Raw genomic sequence first — 19,699 nt, 5'->3', positions numbered from 1 at the left:
ATCCCCTAAAATTAAACCTTATGATAGAAATATTTCCTGAAAATTTAAGTTCAATTAATGTAAAATATTTTTTAGATCAATCTAGTATAGAAAGTTATAAAAAAATACTTGTAATCAAATACATTGGAAAATATCGTGATGGTTCTCAAGGAAATGATGATGCTAAATATATGTTTGCAAAGGGTGAATTAGGTTGTAAATTATATGATCCTTTTGGAATTATTCTTGATTTTTCACAACTTGAATATAATTGGGGAGATCTTATAGAAAAAGTATTCAATATAGGTGTAGAAAGTGATATTCATAATGTCGTAATAATTGGTGATAATTGTAGTAATTCAATAGGAACTTTACTAAATGGAATGAATAGTAAATTAAAAGCTACTGATACAGAATGGATTTTTGATAATTATAGTGAAGCTAAAGATTACTTAGAGAAAAAGATATAATTAAAGTATTCATATAGATTCACGTTTCTATACAAGTAAAGCAGTATAGTGTTTTGATATTTAGATGTTTAATTAAATTAAAAACGTTTGAAAATGTTTTAATTCGTTTAAAAAAGCACTAATATCTTTAAAATGTTTTATGAATAGAAAACATCTGGAAATTCTACAAGAAGTTTACCTTGTAAAGTAGGATAACTATCATCACCCATTCCAAAGGTTACATTAGATTCAAGACCATTCTTTGACCTATAAAAAGTTATAGGATTATCTATATCTTCTACATAAGTAATGGCACCTATTACAATTTCATCAGTATAGGATTCATAAAGTAAAACTTCTGAATTAATGAAATGATAACCATAGATTTCAATAGGTTCAAAATCATCTTCCGATTCAGGTATAATACAACATCCAGCTTTATATTGTGGATTTGTATTTAGAACTTGAATCCATAAAGATTGACCTTTGAATCCTAACACCACAAAATAAAAATCTTCTTCCAAAAGAGATCTTCTTTGTTTTTTGTATCGAATTATCTGACCTACGGTAAATTGACTTTTCATTTTTGAATCATATCTATAAAAACACGAAAAAAGGATTAATTATTTCCTTTTGATTGAATTTTTTTAATGTATCTACATCTTAAAAATTATTCTAAAAAGTAGATTAAAATATTAAATTAAATAAAAGAATGACCTGTTTACGGATTTCCACATTTTTTTATCAATCCCAATATTTACTTTAGCTCTAGAAGGTACCCCCGTAAAAATACCTGGTTTGAAAATCAGGTATTTTTACGGGTTGCAAAAGCCCTTTTTTTTCGTTATGTTTGAGGGTTTATACTACATATTTAAAATTAATAAATGAAATTCAACGAAGATTCTCGTGTAAAAATACCAGCCTTATTACATTTAATGCGTTTGGGGTATCAGTATTTACCTTTGAATGAGCAAAATAGAATTGAAAGTAATAATATTTTCTATTCGATTTTCATTCCTAAGATTTCGGCTTTGAATGGAATAACTGAACAAGAAGCGCAACGAATTTTAGATGAAATCAATCTGGAGTTAGATTATGAAGACTTGGGAAAAAAGTTTTACGAGAGATTGACTTCAACTTCAGGAGTTAAATTAATTGATTTTGAAAATTTCAGCAACAACGAATTTCACGTTACCACCGAATTAACTTGTAAATCTGAAGACGAAGAATTTCGACCTGATATTACGGTTTTAATCAATGGAATGCCTTTGGCTTTTATTGAAGTGAAAAAACCTCATAATCAAGAGGGCGTTATCAAAGAAAGAACTCGAATTAATCAGCGTTTTAAAAATAAACATTTTAGACGTTTTGCTAATATTACACAGTTGTTGGTTTTCTCTAACAATATGGAATATGAAGATGGAATAGTAGAACCGATTTTCGGAGCTTTCTATGCTACGCCAGCTTATGAAAATGTTAATTTCAATTATTTTAGAGAAGATGCTGATTATCCTGTTCAACAAAAGTTGAAGGATATTGACGATAAGACCGAAAACGAACTTTTAAAAGATAACAATTTGATTGTTATTAAAAATAGTCCTGAATACATTACTAATAAACAATCGAATACGCCAACGAATCGAATTTTAACTTCTTTGTTTAGTAAAGAACGTTTGAAATTTATTTTACAATACGCTATTGTTTATGTGGAAGAAGAAGTAACAGGAAAAGTAGCGTATCAAAAGCATATCATGCGTTATCCTCAGTTGTTTGCCACACAAGCAATTGCAACTAAAATTGACACAGGACAAAACAAAGGAATTATTTGGCATACGCAAGGTTCAGGAAAAACTGCACTTGCATATTACAACGTTAAACACTTAACGGATTATTACGCCAAGAAACAAGTAATTCCAAAATTCTATTTTATAGTTGACCGATTGGATTTATTAATTCAGGCTTCGAGTGAATTTGCTAATAGAGGTTTGAAAGTAAAACAAGTTAATTCTAAACAAGATTTTATTGCTGACTTAAAAGTAGTGGGTGCTATTCATAATGATAGCGGAGTTCCTGAAATTACGGTGGTGAATATTCAGAAATTTTCGGAGGATGCCATTGCAAATAAAGATATTAGCTATGACATTAATATTCAACGTGTTTATTTCTTAGATGAAGCACACAGAAGTTATAATCCTAAAGGGAATTATTTAGCGAATCTGATTAATTCAGACCGTTCTGCTGTAATTATTGCTTTAACTGGAACGCCATTATTAAAAGAAGTTGCTAAAGAATACGATTCTAAAATGTTGTTTGGTAATTACTTTCACAAGTATTACTACAACATGTCGATTGCTGATGGTTATACGTTACGTTTAATTCGTGAACAAATTGAAGGTAACTTCAAAATGGAAATGAAAGAAGTAATGGATCAAATCAAAGTATTACAAGGCGATATTAGCACACGTCAGATTTATGCGCATCCAAAATTTGCGCAACCATTACTAGATTATATCGTAACTGATTTAATCAAATTCAGACGTGAACAACAAGACACTTCTTTAGGAGGAATGGTAGTTTGTGATTCTGCGAATCAAGCGAAGGAATTGTTTCGATTGTTTGAGGAAAAGTATGGAGAACAAGAAACCGATGCTAGTATTTTGATGGCAGCCGAACCGCCTGAAAGATATGGTAATCACGATGAACCAAAATTAACAGCTGCTTTAATCTTACATGATGAAAACGACAAAGCCATTCGTAAAGAATTAATATCTACCTACAAAAAAGGAAAGGTTGATTTGTTATTTGTTTACAACATGTTGCTGACTGGTTTTGATGCCAAACGATTAAAGAAATTGTATTTGGCTCGTGTTATTCAAGACCACAATTTATTACAAACCTTGACTCGTGTTAACAGACCATATAAAAAATATCAATACGGTTATGTGGTTGATTTTGCTGATATTTCAAAAGCTTTTGACCGAACCAACAAAATGTACTTTGATGAGTTGCAAGAACAACTAGGCGATGAAATGGAAATGTATTCGCACTTGTTCAAAACGGAAGAAGAAATTCAACAGGAAATTCAGGAGATTAAAGAGACGCTTTTCCATTACGATACGCAAAATAGAGAGTTGTTCTCACAGCAAATAGCACAACTTACCGATAAAAACGAGTTGCTGCGCTTGATTAAAGCCTTGCGTACTGCAAAAGAATTGAAAAATATTATTGCAGTTAACGGTTATGAAGCTTTAGATGGTGTTGCTGATTTTGATATTTGGAATCGCTTATTACTAGAAGCACAAAGCCGATTAGACAACTTAAATTTTGTGGATAGCATTGGTAATGAAGAAGCTTCCGCTAATTTATTGAACACCGCTTTAGAAGATGTCATCTTTCAATTTATCAAAGTTGATGAAAGCGAGTTAGTATTAGCTGATGAGTTCAAAAATATATTACGCAAAACAAGGGAATCTCTTCAAAATAATTTTGACCAAATCGATCCACAATTTGTAAGTTTGCGTGAAGAGCTAGAACGTATTTTCAAAAAGAAAAATTTGAGTGAAGTTACGCAAGCCGACATGATTGAAAACATGCATTTACTCCAAAAAATATACGAACAAGCCAAAGAGTTGAATCGTAAAAATGCACTGTTAAAAGCTAAGTATATCAATGATGAAAAATATACACGCATTCATAAGCGCTTGAGTGAAAAAGGAACACTTAACGCTAAAGAAATGCAATTGCATAATGCCTTAATGCAAGTAAAACAACATGTAGATAACAAATTAGAAGGACAAGAAGATATTATGAAGAATGAAGCTTTCTTTAAACGTTATTTATTGCAATTAGTGGTTCAGGAATTTAAGAAAAATGAAAACATTCCGTTGGATTTTTCAACCACTGAAACCATCAATAATTTAATAGTGAACGAATATTTACAACAATACCAATACCGATAGAAAAAATGACGCAGGATATTAACTTCATGACCAAAACAAAAGCACTTATTGACAACTTAAAAAGTGTGTGTGCGAATTATGGCTTGGGCAATGATGGAAACGAATTTAAAATTATTACCCAAGTATTTTTATACAAGTTCTTAAATGATAAGTTTCGCTATGCGGTGAAACGAGAAAAACCAGAATTAGACGAAGCGGAGAATTTCTCCAAAGCTTTATTGGATTTAAGCGAAGACGAATACCAATTCTTAATTGCAAGTTTAGACCCAAATATTCCTCGTTTACGTCCAGAACATTTGATTTCGCATTTGTTTGTGAAACAAAACGACAGTGATTTTGCGAAAACCTTTGATGATACCTTACGTCAGATTTCGATAGAAAATGCCGAAGTATTTTCGGTAAAATCATTCTCGGGAGCAAAGGATACTTTGTTTGATGAATTAACGCAGTTTATTTCGGATAGTTCGCAACGTGATGCTTTTGCGAAAGCGTTAATTAATAAGTTGTTTGAATTTAGTTTTGAAGAAATGTTCGAGCAAAAATACGATTTCTTTGCTACTATTTTTGAATACTTAATTAAAGATTACAATACCGACTCAGGTGGGAAATATGCGGAATACTATACGCCTCATGCGGTAGCGCGTATAATGGCACAAATTATGGTGCCAACCCCTGTAAAAGGAGTAAAAGTGTACGACCCCAGTGCGGGTTCGGGGACGCTTTTAATGAGTTTAGCGCACCAAATTGGAGAAGAAAATTGTACGATTTACTCGGAAGATATTTCGCAGAAATCGAGTAATATGTTGCGTTTGAATTTGGTGTTGAATAATTTAACGCATTCGATTCCGAATATCATTAAAACCAATACCATAGCACAACCGACGTATTTAAAGGATAAGTTTGATTATATAGTTTCGAATCCTCCATTTAAATTGGATTTCTCTGATTTTCATGCCGATTTAGATAAAGATGCCTTCAAAAAACGATTCTTTGCAGGGATTCCCAATATCCCGAAAACTAAAAAAGAATCGATGGCGATTTATTTGTTATTCATCCAGCACATCATGTTTAGTTTGAGTGATACAGGTAAAGCCGCTATTGTGTTACCAACAGGATTTATCACAGCTCAAAGTGGTATTGAAAAGAAAATAAGAGAACGTTTGATTACCAAAGGTTGGTTACGAGGTGTAGTGAGTATGCCATCTAACATTTTTGCCAGCACAGGAACCAATGTTTCCGTATTGTTTTTAGACAAAGAAGCCGATAGCGAGCATATAGTTTTATTAGATGCTTCTAAATTAGGAGAAACTGTAAAAGAAGGTAAAAACCAACGTACCGTTTTAACTCCAAAGGAAGAACAATTAATTATTGATACGTTTAATAACAAACAAGTCGTTGAAGATTTATCAGTGGTAGTAACCAAAGCCGAAATTGAAGCTAAAAATTATTCGTTTTCCGCTGGACAATATTTTGAAGTGAAAATTGAACATGTGGATATAACATCTGATGAGTTTACTGCTAAAATGAAAACCTTTGAAAGTAATCTGGCTAATTTATTTGCGGAAAGTAAAGAGCTAGAAAAAGAAATACAGAATAATTTGAAAGGTTTGAAATATGAGTAATTTGAACTTTGTAAAATTAAATTCCGTTTGTGATAGAATTACTGACGGCTCTCATTATAGTCCTGTCGGTATTACTGATGGTTTACCCATGCTATCTGTAAAAGATATGGAACACAATGGATTTTCATATCTTGATTGTAAATATATATCAGAGGAGGAATATGAAAAGATGTTAAGGAACGATTGTGTTCCCTTACTGAATGATGTCTTAATAGCAAAAGATGGAAGTTATTTAAAACATGTTTTTGTAATTAAAGAAGAAAAAAAGCAAGCAATTTTATCATCTATAGGAATTCTTAGACCTAACCTAAAAAAAATCTCCCCTGATTATTTAAAATACTATTTACATTCTAATTCTGTAAAAGAAACAGTTGCAAAAAAATATGTTTCTGGTAGTGCATTGCCAAGAATTATTCTAAAAAATTTTGGTGAAATAGATATAATATATAAACCATTATTAGAGCAACAAAAAATTGCCAAAGTTCTTTCTGATTTAGATGCTAAAATTGAATTGAATAACAAAATCAACGCCGAGTTAGAAGCTATGGCAAAGACCTTGTATGATTATTGGTTTGTGCAGTTTGATTTTCCTAATGAGAATGGAAAACCATATAAATCTTCAGGTGGTAAAATGGTTTGGAATGAGGAGTTGAAAACGGAGATTCCTGAGGGATGGGAAGTTGATACCTTATCTTCATTTATAAATAATGATAAAAGTGGTGACTGGGGAAAAGAACAAGAAGAAGGAAACTATAATCAGAAAGTATATTGCGTTAGAGGAGCAGACATCAATGGCTTAAATGGGAAAGGAGAATTAAAAACTCCAGAACGTTATATTTTAGAAAAAAATTTATTCAAAACATTAGATCCTTATGATTTAATTGTAGAAATTTCAGGAGGAAGTCCCGTTCAATCAACTGGTAGATTAGCATACATTACAGAAGAAACACTTCATCGCTTTGATGCACCAATAATTTGTTCTAACTTTTGTAAAGCTGTTACATTAAAAAGTAAATACTATTTCTACAATTTCGTATTTCAATGGAATAGTATATATGATGCTGGCGTTTTATTTGGTTATGAAGGAAAAACAAGTGGTATAAAGAATTTATTGTTTGAATCATTTGTAAGTACTCATTATACAGCAATTCCACCTATTGAATTAGCTGAGAAATTCTACGATTTTATGAAGCCAATTCAAATTAAAAAAGAAAAAAATCTAAAAGAAAACCAAGAACTCGCTTCGCTTCGTGATTGGTTGTTGCCTATGTTGATGAATGGTCAGGTAACGGTGGGTGATGTTAAGGAAGAGTTGGGGATGGTTGCGGAGAACAAAACTAAATATTGATTAAAATGAGTTTTAAAATTTGTTACATATGGGTTTCAGAATTTAGAAATTTTCAAAATTTTGGAGTTAATTTATCTAGTCATGAAAAATTTAGATATATCAATAATGAATTATTCATAAGTAAAGAAGATAAAATTAATGATAATTTTTTTGGTAACGATATTTGTGAAGTTACAGGTTTTATTGGAAAAAACGGCACTGGTAAAAGTAATTTACTTGAATTAGTATGTAAACTTGTTAAAGGGGGTAAAACAAGTTTAAATTCTGATTTTTTTATAATTATAAAACAAGACGATAAATTCATTTGTTATTATAGTTTTGAAGAACTTATAAAAATAGATGCAAATTTCCCAATTTCATTCATAGAGTATAAAGGAGACTTAGATAATTTAAAGGTTATTTATTTTTCAAATGTATATGATGAAAGAACTCATATTTTTGATAATAAAGTATCTAACTTATCTGCAAATAATCGTTATCCCAAGTACAATTGGCCAAATAGGAGTAAAACTTCAGATTTTGTAAAACAATTGCAGTTTATTAGAAGCGATCTATTTGAAAGTTCTGAAATTCCGTTACCAACAAAAGTAATTATAACTCCAAAAATAAATTTCTTTAATTCAGCATATTTTGAAAGAGGAATAAATTCAAATTTTAGTAAAAATGATTTTTTTTCAAAAGAATTAAAAACTTTATGGTCTGATATAAAATCAACGAGACCTTCAAAGCAAAAATTATATTATTTTTTACTATTTAGTATTGTTACAGATTTATTAAGTGAAATTAGATATTCACGTTTTGATGATATTTTTTTTGATGACTTAATTAATAAACATACAGACAATCTTATTAACGAAATTGAAAATATAAAACTAACGTATAAAAGTAAGTTTGATATTACTAAATTATGGTTAAAATGGACTGAATCTATAATAATAGAAAGTTTTGAAGGTGTTTTTAGTAGCAAACTAAAATTAAAAGAACTAGAAAAAATACATGAAAATATAAAATTATTAGAGAAGTTTGAACAATTTATAGATTCAAAAAAATTGGAAATCAATACTGAAGGAGCTAGAAACAGAAAAACTGAAGATTATATTCTCGAATTTAATCAATCAGCTAGTCGACTCGATGAAGATTTTTTTAATTTTATAGATACAAGTAATAAATTCAAACTTGATTGGCTTGGATTAAGTTCGGGACACAAGGCATATCTTGACTTATTTTCATTATTACGCTTTGAGATTAAAAGTATTAAAGCTGATAATATTTTAATATGTATTGATGAAGGAGATTTATATTTACATCCAAAGTGGCAAGCTGATTTCTTTTATAAATTGGTTAAATTAATACCTATGTTCAATTCTGCGAATTATCAATTTGTTTTAACATCTCACTCTCCATTTTTAGTTTCTGATTTACCTAGGCAAAATTTAATTTTTTTAGGGGTTGATTCTGAAAATCATTCAATTATTATTGATAATGATGAAAGTGTAAAAACTTTTGGCGGGAATATAGGAGAACTTTACATTGATGCATTTTTTATGGAAGGAGGATTAATTAGTCGTTTTGCTGCCAATAAAATTCAAAAATTAATCGATAAAATCAACAATAAAATTCCATTAAGTAAAGAGGATATGTTAGTTATAGATAGTATTGGTGATGAATTTATCAACATTCATATAGAAAATTTGAGGGATGGTAAAAATTGATGATAATACAACAGTAGAATTGGATGAGCTAGCACTTGAACATTATACTTTTTTGACTTTCAAGAAAAATGCTAATGGATTCTATAAAAAAAGGGAATCTCTAATAGGTAGAATCCAAAGTCAACTTATTTTAGATATTCTTTTTCCTCAAAGGGTAAGGTTTTGGACCTATTTGTTAGATAATGATTTTGAAAATCTTAAGAGAATTATAATTTCTCGCCCTGATGAATTGCAAACTATTATTTCTGATATTGATTCTGAGTTTGGTATTAATTTTTTATCTAATGATGTTAGTTATAATTCTGCAACTTTAAATGATTTTGGAAAAATTGTTAGAGATGTAATTAGTTACGAATGGTATCGCAATACTGATAAACCAGCATTTCATTTTAGACAATTTAATATAAATTATTGTCCTTATTGTAATAAAGATGAAGTGCAAAATATTCAAAAAATTGATTTAGTTACGGGCTATGCACTAACTAATAGGTTATATCAACTTGATCATTTTTACCCAAGATCAAGGTACCCATATTTATCGCTATCTTTTTTTAATTTAATTCCAGGTTGTTCAACATGTAATGCTACATTGAAAGGTGAAAAAGATTTTAATATTACAACTCACTTCAATCCATTTCATAAAAGTTTTGATGAACATTTTAAATTTTATGTTAATTCAATAATTCCTAATGATTCTTCTGAAATATTAATTAGTGTTAATAACTTAACAACTCATGATGAAAATCAAATAGTTGATTTTGATATTTTGGATAGATATAATCAAGGAGCTACAAGAGATATATTATATGATTTAATAAATTTATTTAAACATCGATCTCCCAAAGTACAAAGATCTTTATTAAGTCAATTCAAAGGATTAGCTGGTAGTGTGGAATTAAGTAATATTACTTTATTAAATAGTCAAGGAGTACCACTAGGTCCTGAGCAGATAAATAAAAAACATCTCGGAAAAATAAAAAGAGATGTTTGTAAGCAAATGAAATTATTATAAAAATTACCACATAAAATAAAATGCTAGAAGAGTATTTAAAATTTAAAAAACTATTAGAATATTTTGTTTCCCATTTAGATTGGATTCAAAATAAACAAAGCACTTTTATTGGTTACGACAAGTATATAAAATCATATGTTGATGATGGAAGTTTTAAAATGACAGGTCAAGGTTATGATGGTGCGGGTATACAAAATCAAATCAAAGGTTGGGAATCATATTCTTGTGGTAAAATCTGTATCAATGTTCAGGGTAATTTTGGAAATAATTATAAATCTGTTAAATGTTATTTAAATTGGGATGGTACCGGTTTAAATGTTTTAGCAAGATGGAAAAATAATCAAATAACTGGTTTATATCAAGATGAGTTTATTTATTGGGAAAAACCAACAAGAAGAGTAAATTCTGGTAAGGAGTATTCTTTAGAAAAATTAAAGTTATTTGAAGCAGATGAAATTTCAGAAGAATTTATTGATTTTTTTACAACTTTTAAGCAAAGATTTGAAACATTCCAAAAAAACGAAAAAATAGAAAAGTTAATGTCTAGTATCTATAAAAACAGAGATTTATTAAAATACAAAAAACAAATCATTTTACAAGGTCCTCCTGGAACTGGTAAAACAAGAGAGGCAAAATTAATTGCTAAAGAAATGATTGGTTTAACTTCTGATATAATAAAAAACAAACTTGTTGTAGGAAGCAAAATAGCTAATGCAAGCGGAGCAAAGGAGTATTATACCATTAAAGCTCTAAATGATGATTCTGTTAGTTTAATAAGCGATAGAACAACTCAAGATTGGAACCCTTCTTACAATGAAATTATTGAGAAATATAATCAATTGACTAAAGGAATAGAGCCCTCCAATAAAAATGGTATGGATCCTTATTCATTAGCGGTTGCAAAACATTTGAATGAATTCAAGTTTGAAGAGTTATTTGAAGAACAATTTAAGATAATTCAATTTCATCCATCTTACACTTATGAGGATTTTGTAAGAGGTATTGTAGCAAAGCCAAATTCTGATGGCGAAGGAATTTTATATGAGGCAGAAAATAAAACTTTGGGAGCTTTTGCAAAAAATGCTTTAGATAATTTTGTTGATAGTAATAAAGATGTAGTTGCTATTACTAAAGAAGTTAAGGTTAAGGAACTTTTTGAAAATTTTGTTGAGTATTTAAATGATGAAATTGAAAAAGCAAATGGTTTTTATTCATTAACGGATAATGTAGGATTAATTTCTTCAGACGACGAATATGCGTTTCGTTATAAAGGTTTAAATGATGGTTGGTTGAAAAATGGAAATAGGATTTTATTTAAAGATATATTACAGTCATATTTTGCTGGGGATTCTGTTAGGAAGCATATAAAAAATAATCAAAAAATTTCAGGTCTTGCAAGGCAGCATGCTAGTTATTTTGTTAGAGTTCTTAATCTTTTTCAGAAGTTTATTGAAGATGAAAATTTAGAAAATAATTCAATAAAAACTGAGAAAAAAATTGATCAGAAGAATTACGTTCTCATTGTTGATGAAATTAACCGCGCAAACTTATCTTCTGTTTTGGGTGAGTTAATTTATGCATTAGAATATAGAGGAGAAGCTGTAGAAAGCATGTATGATGTAGAAGGAAAAGAGTTAATATTGCCACAAAACTTGTACATCATAGGAACTATGAACACAGCCGACCGCTCAGTAGGACATATTGATTATGCTATTAGAAGACGTTTTGCTTTTGTAAATGTTTTACCTAAAGATTTAAGTAATGAAGAGGTAGTATTTGATAATCAACTATTTTTAGCAGTTAAATCACTATTCACAACTGATGACTATAAAACGCATTCGGTCAATTTATCCAAAGAGTTTGATCCTAAAGATGTTGTATTGGGGCATTCTTACTTTATTCAACAATACGAAAAAGATGAAAAAGGGAAAGAGGATAAAACAAAGCCTATTGATTTCCAAATGCGTTTAGAATATGAAATTAAACCAATTTTACTAGAGTATGTAAAAGATGGTATTTTAATTGGTAATGACATCGTTAACAAGATAGAACAATTAGAAACATCTATTTAATGGGCTTTCGTTTACATGAACATAAGAATTTAAAAATTCATTTTTTTGATGAAAAGGATCAAGAAAAGGAAGTTGATGGAATAATTAAAATCAATCATTCCAATTATGATTTGTTTGATTCTTTCAGTTCAAAGGTCTTTAATAATAGTAGTCATTGTTTTGTTTATGAAAAAAATGAGCTTGGTTTTAGCTTAAAAGCCGATTATTGTATTGGCTTAGATTGGTTAGGTAACACAGGTAGATATTTATATGTAGAACCTAAACTCAATACCAAAACAGCTAAAATATTTGATACAATTACTGATTCTGAAGAAGAAATTTTAAAAGATGATTCTGAAAATATTCCAACAGAAATTAAAGAATTGGATTATTTAAAAATGTTATTACAAGTTACTTATGTTTCTGAAAGTAATGATGAATTAAAGGGTTTGGTACAAATAGATTGGGTTGCTAAACCAATTGAAATTAGACAAAAAGAAGACAAACTAACACCGTTTTTGATTGTTCAGTATCTTCAATTAGTTAAAGCTATTGTTAGGCAGGGGCTGAAGAAAAATTATTATAAAGTTCAAGAAAACTTAAACAATAGAGTTAAGGGTAAAATTTTAGTGGGTCAACACATTAAACAAAATGTTTTTAAAAATAGATTCACGAATACCTTTTGTGAATACCAACAATTTGGTGAAGATCATCCAGAAAATCGTTTTCTAAAAAAAGTATTGCAATTTGCCAGCAGCTATATCGAAAATCATGAAAAGCTTTTCGGTGATAAATTTATAGAATTACAACATACCATCAATTATTGTAGACCTACTTTTGAACTTATTTCTAATCAAGTCAATGATTACGAATTAAAGCATATTAAGCACAATCCATTTTATAAAGATTATGCAACTGCAATAGATTTAGGAAAAAAGATATTGAAAAGATTTGCTTATAACATTACCCAAACTACTAACGATAAAGTAGCAACTCCTCCTTTTTGGATAGATATGCCAAGATTGTTTGAGTTATATGTCTATAGTAAAATGATTGAAGCTAACCCAACCGATAGAAAAGCGATACATTATCAATTTTCTACTCATGGAAATTTTTTAGATATTTTAGTATCTAAACCAGATTTTCAAATGGTCATAGATGCTAAATATAAATTGCATTATCAAAACGGTCATTTACATCAAGATATTCGTCAAGTTGCAGGTTATGCAAGGCTGAATAAAGTAAGAGAGAAGTTAAAAGTAACAGATGATAGAAACATTGATTGTTTGATTATTTATCCTGATATGGAAAAGGGTATTATGGATTTTAGTTTGGAAAACATAATAAATCAAAAAAATAAAGAAGAAAATAAAATTAAAGCTTACCATAAAGTTTATAAATTAGGGGTTATGTTGCCTCTAATTCAAAAAAAGGAATAATAAATAATTTTGTTTATGAATATAGTAATTTGCGATGAGCTTTTAAACGGAACCATAACTAATCAATTTGAAATATCGTTAGAATCAGATTCATTGACTGTTAGAGATTTGATAACTAAACGAGTTTCCATAGAAATTGAAAATTATAACAAACGTTTGCCTCAATATTTTAACGGTTTAATAGAACCAAAAGAAGCTGAACGGACTTTAAATGGCTACAAGTTAAAACCTAAACAATTAATCGATGTTGAAAAGCAAGTTTACATAGCTTTAGATGCTTTCCAAAAAAATGGATTTTTCGTTTTGGTTGATAATGAACAATTAGAAGAATTAGAGCAACAAGTTGTGCTTAAAAGTACATCCAAAATATCTTTTGTAAAATTAACACCTTTAGTAGGAGGATAAAATAATATTCATGGGATTATTCAATAAAATTAAATCAGCAATTGGTATTAGTAATGAATCGAAAAGTGAAGAAATTTCCGAATTTAAAACTATATTTTCGCAAACAATTCAAGAACAACTAAAAGAAAGCCAATACTTTTATACGTTCACTTTTTCAGCAATTCCAACTTATAATGATATAATAAAAAAATGGGATAATGAGAAAAAAGGAGAGTTTGCAATTTTTCTTTCAAACACGGTAAAAAGAACTTATTTACCATACAGAAAAGGAGACAGACAAAGCGGTAATGAATATCAAATGTCTTCACAAATGCTTCAAAATATGTTTAGAAGCAAAATGAAATTTTCTGAAGAGACTATTTTGGCTATTTATCAAATTTTCAAAAGTTATAATCCTGATAAAAACTATTTAGGTATGTATTGGTGGCCAATATCTGGCTTATTTAGACAAATTGAAGGGAGTTTTAAATCAGACTCTATTCCGGAGAGTATTAAAGAAATTTTAAATGAAATTACAGAAATAAAAAAAGACGTTAACACTTACCATTACAAAGATCAAGTAAAGCTAGAGGAAAGAATTAAAACCTACATGCATGCAAGTAATTCAGATGAAGGTAGTATTAAACCAACTTATTTTTTAGGTATAGATGGTTTTCAGCAATATGCCAATGATGTATTAGATAAACAAAAAGAAGAAGATAAAAAGAATTGGTTTGCCTTAGTTTCATTAGCACAAAAAGCAAATGGAAGTAAACCATCACAGAAGTATCTTAATGAAGCTAAAAAGATAATTGATGAATTAGGCTCTGATAAATTTAAAAAAGTTTCTCAAGAATGGTTTACTTATGTTATAGAAATGAAAGAGTCTGTAATTACTCAAACTCAAATTTATGACAAAAGAGAATATACTTATAATGTTATAGAATTTTTGAGTAGCTTAAATGCTGATACTATTAAAGGTTTTGTATGGATGTCATCGTGGTTTTACGATAATGGAACTATTCAAACTTTAAGTAAATTAGGGGAACGTTGTTTTAAAAAAATTCCAGAGAAAGGTCCTGCAGCTGCAGGAATTGGGAATGCTTGTTTGTATAGTCTGTATGCTTCTAAGGGTTTAGATGGAATTGCTCAATTATCGAGATTACGATTAAAAATTAAGCAAAACAATACATTGGCATTAATTGAGAAATATATTGAAGAAGCGGCTCAAAAATTAGGTATATCTTCAATTGAAATTGAAGATTTAGCAGTTGATGATTTTAAATTGAAAGACCATCAATTAATATACTCTTTTGATGAATATAACGCTAATTTGGTTTTAACTGGTATTGGTAAATCAGTTATTAAATGGTTTAAGCCAGATGGAAATGAGCAAAAGTCAGTTCCACAATTTGTAAAAGATAAATTTGCAGTCAAGCTAAAAAAATTAAAAGCTGTTCAAAAGCAAATAGATCAAACTACATCTGCACAAAAGGAACGATTTGATAGAATGTTGCGAAGCAACAGAGTAATGAAATTAGATTATTTGAAAGAAAAGTATTTGAAACATGAATTACTTTCTTTTTGTATAAATAAAGTAATTTTTAAATTTTCTAATGAAAATGATGATGTTCTAGCTATATACATCAATAAACAATGGATTGCTCTGGATTATTCAAATGTTGATATTGAAAAGTATGACAATGTATTATTATGGCATCCTGTTATAAGTACAACAAATGAAGTTAAGGAGTGGCGTAAATTTTTAATGGAAGGAGAAATTCAACAACCCTTTAAACAAGCTTTCAGGGAGATTTACTTGCTAACAGATGCAGAAGTAAATACTCGTACTTATAGCAATAGAATGGCTTCTCATATCCTGAAACAACATCAGTATGTTACTTTGGCTAAAGGAAGAAATTGGAAAGCGAGATTGATAGGTTCTTGGGATGGTGGAGATCAAGATACAGCCACATTAGACATGCCTGAATATAATATCAGGGTTGAATATTGGGTAAATGCTTTAAATGCAGAAGATCAATTCAATGACACTGGAATATGGAATTATGTATCAACTGACCAAATAAGATTTTTAGATTCTAATTCTGGAGAATTACTTGATTTAATCGATGTTCCACCAGTTGCTTTTTCAGAAGCAATGCGTGATGTTGATTTATTTGTAGGAGTTGCCAGTGTGGGTAATGACCCTACTTGGAGTGATTCTGGAGGATTACCAACTTATAGAGATTATTGGCAATCGTATTCATTTGGCGATTTATCAGAAATTGCAAAAAACAGAAAAGAGATTTTACAAAGACTAATACCGCGATTAAAAATTTCAGGGGTTACATCTATACAAGATAAGTTTGTTGTGGTCAAAGGAAAACTAAGAACTTATAAAATTCACATAGGAAGTACTAATATTTTAATGGAACCAAACGATCAGTATTTATGTATTGTTGCTGATAGAAGTAAAAAGGACTTCAGCGAAAATCTGTTCTTGCCATTCGAAGGAGATAATGGTTTGTCTGTAATTATTTCTAAGGCTTTTCTTTTAGCAAGTGATGATAAAATAACTGATACTACAATTACTTCTCAAATTAATAGATAGTGAAAAGATATAAACAACAAATTCAATTACCTGAAATTGGAGAAAAAGGGCAACAAAAAATAAGTCAAGCTAGCGTTTTAGTAGTTGGAGCAGGAGGGCTAGGAACAGTAGTAGCTACTTATTTGGTTGCAATGGGGGTTGGTAAGATTGGAATTGTTGATTTTGATACAATTGAAGAGACAAATTTACATCGACAGTTTTTATATTCTTCAAATGATTTGGGAAAGAGTAAAGCATTAGTGTTGACTTCAAAATTAAAAAACCAAAACGAACATCTGACTATTTGTGCTTATGATGAAGAGTTAACGAGTAGTAATTTTGATGAAATAATAAAAAATTATTCCATTGTTTGTGACTGTACTGATAATTTAAATACAAGACTAATAATCGATAAAAATTGTTTTGCCAACGAAATTCCTTTAGTCCATGGAGCAGTTTCAGATTGGCAAGGATATATTACACTTCTACATTATAAAAATAAATTTCAGTATCAGGATTTGTTTGATATTAAAACACTTTTACAAGCAGATTCTTGTGAATCAAAGGGTATAAATAGTCCAGTATGTGGAATGATTGGTAGTTTAATGTCAAATGAGGTAGTCAAAATTATACTCGGTATTGAATCTAATTTTGATGGAGGTTTACTTTATGTTAATGTTTTGAATAATACTTTTAAGACATTAAAGTTAAATAAATAATTTTTATTGATTTGTTACTTTGGGTTATTATAAAATATTATTACTTCCTAAAGCTTTTATCTTTTAGAATAATAAAATTAAAATTCCCTAATATGCGATCAAATACTCTTTGTCCATATCGTTAATAAAATTCTAATAATAAGGAATTTTAAGGTAAGAAGTAAATCAAGAGGCTTAGTCCTCTTTTCTTATGAGATTTAATGTTTTTTAAAAGCAAATGAGGCCTCATATTTACTTTTAAAACAACTAGTTAAATTCTAAAACTCTTAGCATGTAATTCTATAAAATTGAAATTCCCTAAGATTCTATCAAATACTCTTCCTCCATATCTAGAAAGTTTATTTATGGCATATTCGATGTCATTTTGATGCTCACTGTCGTAATTCATAGTAATAATGGAATTCATCTTTTTGTTTTCCAATCTTTGAAACAAAACTTCTTCAAATAGTTCTGATTTTCCATATCTAGAAGCTGGTTTCTCTGCAAGTAAATCATCAATAATTAGATGACCTTTGTAAAGACGTTCTTTAAAATCATGCATGTTTTCGTCTTCCATCGATTCAAATTTTGATACTGAATCAACTGTTGTGGTAAATTTTAAATTCACTTGATTACTTTCATTTATAATTTGTTGAAAAACCCTTAATATAGAAGTCTTCCCACAACCAAAGCCTCCAACAATTACTAAACCCTTGTTTAAGTTTGTCGAAGAGAGAGGGTGTTGAAAAAGTAATGAAGAATTTTTAAAATTATCTTTCTTTTGAAAGAAGTAAATTAGAGTGTAGACTAAAGCTTTACTTTCTTCAGTGCAAATAAATTTTTCTTTTTCAATTTCTTGAAATTTTGATTGAAATAATAAAAATAATTTTTTCGGATCTGTTGTTTGGTTTAATAACGCTTTTCTTTCATTTGCATTATTGACAAGTTCATTAATGTTTAATTTCATAGTTTATCGATTTAAATAAAAATTATTAGATTCTTTTTTAGTTGTTTCGTTTACAAAAACTTTCCAATTTGAAATTCTGGTTTCAAGATTCCAAAATTTTTCATCTTCAAATTTCAGCCGCCCAGTTTGCTCACATTCTTCGCTCCAATAATTAAAGAAACTCTCAAGTTTTTTATTAGAAAATTGATTTTGAAATTGGAAAATTTGTTTTTTAAAAATTTCTTTTCTTTCTAATGTTTCTAATTCTTTCTTTTCTTTATTAGTTGTTGTTAATTGTTTGTTATTTGAGTGTTGATGGATTGTTTTTTGTTTGTCAGATTGTATAATAGTATTGTTTGATTGACTATTATAAACATCAGAGTTTAATAGTTTTATCAAGGTAAATTGGTTAGTTGGTTTTAACTGAATGTAACCTGTTCTTTCTAATTTTTTCAGCGCTGTTCTTATTGTCTGAATCGAAATGTTTAATTCTACATGAAGTTTATCGATAGATGTTACAAATTCTCCAATTTTTATTTCAATTCCTCTCCAATTGTTTTCTTTGAAATTAGCTTTTAAAAGGATATGAAAATACAATCTTGCTACATTTGGATCATTATACCATTGCCATTCTAAAACTTGTTTAGAAAGCTTTACGAATCCATTGTCATAAATGTTTTTTATTTCTTTCATCTTGTATTTTAGTATTATAGTTAGTAATAATGATTATAGTTAATACAATAATTAAAAGTATTGAAGTTTTTAAAATTTGGTTTTCATTTCGTACTCTCATTACATTTTCAATTTCTAATTGAACAATATCATCACTAGGAATCAAGATCAAATTTTCTGTATCTGGATTAATCATAATTTGGAAATTAAATAATTGTTCTCATCAATTTTTTCAAATGAAATATCATATACTTGATAAGCAGTTCCTTTCATGTCATTATTTGAAGTAAGATTTGTAAAAAATCTAAAGTCAAAACCTTTGCCTTTCAAAAATTCACGATGAATAGTAATTGTTTTCTCTTTTGATAAAAGTTCAATTCCAATTTTATAATTAACCATTAATTGATTATTGGTTTGCTTAAGTTCATTTCTCAGTTTGTTATTTATTTGATTGTGAAAACTGATTCTATTGTATTTATTTGCAAATACTTGATTGTTTCTTTTTGGAATAAACTCTTCACCAGAGTACAAGCAAGTTCTTTTTTGAATTTGTTTTGTCATAATTAGAAAGTTTTAAGTTGTTTGAAAGTTTTTTAATATGCTTCTAAGTAAAATTCTATTTTTTTCAGAATCTTGGCTTAACAGAATTAATGTTTTCCTCGGTTAATGAATCTAAATGTATTAGAACTCTTTTACCAAGTTTAAAGGCTTTGATTCGATGATCTCGAATTAAACGATCTATTGTTTTAATAGAAACCCCCAAGTATTGAGAGGCATTCAATCTTGAAAGATATTTTGTAGGGATAATTTCTTTATTCATAAATTTTCTGATTTAATG

16 protein-coding genes are annotated in these 19,699 nt (G+C 28.9%); 11 read left to right on the top strand and 5 right to left on the bottom strand.

Going from position 1 to position 19,699, the window contains the following annotated elements; genetic code table 11:
* Nucleotides 1–20 precede the first annotated feature (20 nt).
* Nucleotides 21–449, top strand: coding sequence for a hypothetical protein (locus C8D80_RS03010; protein ID WP_133607222.1), 429 nt, complete (start codon nucleotides 21–23; stop codon nucleotides 447–449).
* A gap of 137 nt (nucleotides 450–586) precedes the next feature.
* Here C8D80_RS03010 and C8D80_RS03005 read toward each other — a convergent pair whose 3' ends face one another.
* Entirely contained in the window at nucleotides 587–1,012 is a 426-nt protein-coding gene (locus C8D80_RS03005) for a hypothetical protein (protein ID WP_133607220.1), read from the bottom strand.
* A gap of 300 nt (nucleotides 1,013–1,312) precedes the next feature.
* Between C8D80_RS03005 and C8D80_RS03000 the strand changes: the two genes are divergently transcribed.
* From C8D80_RS03000 to C8D80_RS02955, 10 genes are read left to right on the top strand one after another with little or no spacing between them, the layout of a single operon-like run.
* Nucleotides 1,313–4,387 carry a type I restriction endonuclease subunit R gene (locus C8D80_RS03000; protein WP_133607218.1) on the top strand — a complete coding sequence of 1,025 codons (3,075 nt, stop codon included), beginning with the start codon at nucleotides 1,313–1,315 and terminating at the stop codon, nucleotides 4,385–4,387.
* A 5-nt stretch (nucleotides 4,388–4,392) separates the two neighbouring features.
* Nucleotides 4,393–6,009, top strand: coding sequence for an HsdM family class I SAM-dependent methyltransferase (locus C8D80_RS02995; RefSeq protein WP_133607216.1), 1,617 nt, complete (start codon nucleotides 4,393–4,395; stop codon nucleotides 6,007–6,009).
* On the top strand, nucleotides 6,002–7,357 hold the full coding sequence (locus C8D80_RS02990) for a restriction endonuclease subunit S (protein WP_242004815.1): 1,356 nt from the start codon (nucleotides 6,002–6,004) through the stop codon (nucleotides 7,355–7,357). Before C8D80_RS02995 ends, C8D80_RS02990 begins: the two co-directional genes overlap by 8 nt.
* A 5-nt stretch (nucleotides 7,358–7,362) precedes the next feature.
* On the top strand, nucleotides 7,363–9,069 hold the full coding sequence (locus C8D80_RS02985) for an AAA family ATPase (RefSeq protein WP_133607214.1): 1,707 nt from the start codon (nucleotides 7,363–7,365) through the stop codon (nucleotides 9,067–9,069).
* Entirely contained in the window at nucleotides 9,056–10,081 is a 1,026-nt protein-coding gene (locus tag C8D80_RS02980) for an HNH endonuclease family protein (RefSeq protein WP_133607212.1), read from the top strand. Before C8D80_RS02985 ends, C8D80_RS02980 begins: the two co-directional genes overlap by 14 nt.
* Before the next feature lie 20 nt (nucleotides 10,082–10,101).
* The gene (locus tag C8D80_RS02975; RefSeq protein WP_133607210.1) at nucleotides 10,102–12,153 is read left to right on the top strand and encodes an AAA family ATPase; all 2,052 of its coding nucleotides are present in this window, start codon (nucleotides 10,102–10,104) and stop codon (nucleotides 12,151–12,153) included.
* Nucleotides 12,153–13,571 (top strand): 5-methylcytosine restriction system specificity protein McrC, encoded by a 1,419-nt coding sequence (locus tag C8D80_RS02970; protein ID WP_133607208.1) that lies wholly within the window; start codon nucleotides 12,153–12,155, stop codon nucleotides 13,569–13,571. The genes C8D80_RS02975 and C8D80_RS02970 overlap by 1 nt, the downstream gene beginning before the upstream one ends.
* 15 nt (nucleotides 13,572–13,586) lie before the next feature.
* Nucleotides 13,587–13,976, top strand: a complete 390-nt coding sequence (locus C8D80_RS02965) for a hypothetical protein (protein WP_133607206.1) — start codon at nucleotides 13,587–13,589, stop codon at nucleotides 13,974–13,976.
* A 10-nt stretch (nucleotides 13,977–13,986) separates the two neighbouring features.
* On the top strand, nucleotides 13,987–16,566 hold the full coding sequence (locus C8D80_RS02960) for a DUF4132 domain-containing protein (RefSeq protein WP_133607204.1): 2,580 nt from the start codon (nucleotides 13,987–13,989) through the stop codon (nucleotides 16,564–16,566).
* Nucleotides 16,566–17,264 (top strand): HesA/MoeB/ThiF family protein, encoded by a 699-nt coding sequence (locus C8D80_RS02955; RefSeq protein WP_158633791.1) that lies wholly within the window; start codon nucleotides 16,566–16,568, stop codon nucleotides 17,262–17,264. Before C8D80_RS02960 ends, C8D80_RS02955 begins: the two co-directional genes overlap by 1 nt.
* A gap of 250 nt (nucleotides 17,265–17,514) precedes the next feature.
* Here C8D80_RS02955 and C8D80_RS02950 read toward each other — a convergent pair whose 3' ends face one another.
* The 4 genes from C8D80_RS02950 to C8D80_RS12890 all read right to left on the bottom strand — a co-directional run bounded on the left by C8D80_RS02950 (nucleotide 17,515) and on the right by C8D80_RS12890 (nucleotide 19,681).
* A complete protein-coding gene (locus tag C8D80_RS02950) occupies nucleotides 17,515–18,210 on the bottom strand; it encodes a hypothetical protein (RefSeq protein WP_133607200.1) in 696 nt (231 codons plus the stop codon).
* A 3-nt stretch (nucleotides 18,211–18,213) separates the two neighbouring features.
* Nucleotides 18,214–18,882: a helix-turn-helix domain-containing protein gene (locus tag C8D80_RS02945; protein WP_133607198.1), complete on the bottom strand. Its 669-nt coding sequence runs from the start codon at nucleotides 18,880–18,882 to the stop codon at nucleotides 18,214–18,216.
* A gap of 171 nt (nucleotides 18,883–19,053) precedes the next feature.
* A complete protein-coding gene (locus C8D80_RS02940) occupies nucleotides 19,054–19,422 on the bottom strand; it encodes a hypothetical protein (protein WP_133607196.1) in 369 nt (122 codons plus the stop codon).
* 64 nt (nucleotides 19,423–19,486) lie between these two features.
* Nucleotides 19,487–19,681: a helix-turn-helix domain-containing protein gene (locus tag C8D80_RS12890; protein ID WP_133607194.1), complete on the bottom strand. Its 195-nt coding sequence runs from the start codon at nucleotides 19,679–19,681 to the stop codon at nucleotides 19,487–19,489.
* Nucleotides 19,682–19,699 lie beyond the last annotated feature (18 nt).

The sequence above is a fragment of the Flavobacterium cheniae genome (assembly GCF_004363695.1).
Lineage (GTDB): Bacteria > Bacteroidota > Bacteroidia > Flavobacteriales > Flavobacteriaceae > Flavobacterium > Flavobacterium cheniae.
Note: the sequence above shows the minus strand (reverse complement) of the source record. Positions and strands in the feature narration are given on the sequence as shown.

Bases quoted from the DNA above. Each gene is read 5' to 3' on its own strand.
- C8D80_RS02990 (WP_242004815.1), top strand. From the start codon at position 6,002: ATGAGTAATTTGAACTTTGTAAAATTAAATTCCGTTTGTGATAGAATT.
- C8D80_RS02965 (WP_133607206.1), top strand. From the start codon at position 13,587: ATGAATATAGTAATTTGCGATGAGCTTTTAAACGGAACCATAACTAAT.
- C8D80_RS02995 (WP_133607216.1), top strand. From the start codon at position 4,393: ATGACGCAGGATATTAACTTCATGACCAAAACAAAAGCACTTATTGAC.
- C8D80_RS02950 (WP_133607200.1), bottom strand. From the start codon at position 18,210: ATGAAATTAAACATTAATGAACTTGTCAATAATGCAAATGAAAGAAAA.
- C8D80_RS12890 (WP_133607194.1), bottom strand. From the start codon at position 19,681: ATGAATAAAGAAATTATCCCTACAAAATATCTTTCAAGATTGAATGCC.
- C8D80_RS02970 (WP_133607208.1), top strand. From the start codon at position 12,153: ATGGGCTTTCGTTTACATGAACATAAGAATTTAAAAATTCATTTTTTT.
- C8D80_RS03010 (WP_133607222.1), top strand. From the start codon at position 21: ATGATAGAAATATTTCCTGAAAATTTAAGTTCAATTAATGTAAAATAT.
- C8D80_RS02940 (WP_133607196.1), bottom strand. From the start codon at position 19,422: ATGACAAAACAAATTCAAAAAAGAACTTGCTTGTACTCTGGTGAAGAG.
- C8D80_RS03005 (WP_133607220.1), bottom strand. From the start codon at position 1,012: ATGAAAAGTCAATTTACCGTAGGTCAGATAATTCGATACAAAAAACAA.
- C8D80_RS02960 (WP_133607204.1), top strand. From the start codon at position 13,987: ATGGGATTATTCAATAAAATTAAATCAGCAATTGGTATTAGTAATGAA.
- C8D80_RS02975 (WP_133607210.1), top strand. From the start codon at position 10,102: ATGCTAGAAGAGTATTTAAAATTTAAAAAACTATTAGAATATTTTGTT.
- C8D80_RS02945 (WP_133607198.1), bottom strand. From the start codon at position 18,882: ATGAAAGAAATAAAAAACATTTATGACAATGGATTCGTAAAGCTTTCT.
- C8D80_RS03000 (WP_133607218.1), top strand. From the start codon at position 1,313: ATGAAATTCAACGAAGATTCTCGTGTAAAAATACCAGCCTTATTACAT.
- C8D80_RS02985 (WP_133607214.1), top strand. From the start codon at position 7,363: ATGAGTTTTAAAATTTGTTACATATGGGTTTCAGAATTTAGAAATTTT.
- C8D80_RS02980 (WP_133607212.1), top strand. From the start codon at position 9,056: ATGGTAAAAATTGATGATAATACAACAGTAGAATTGGATGAGCTAGCA.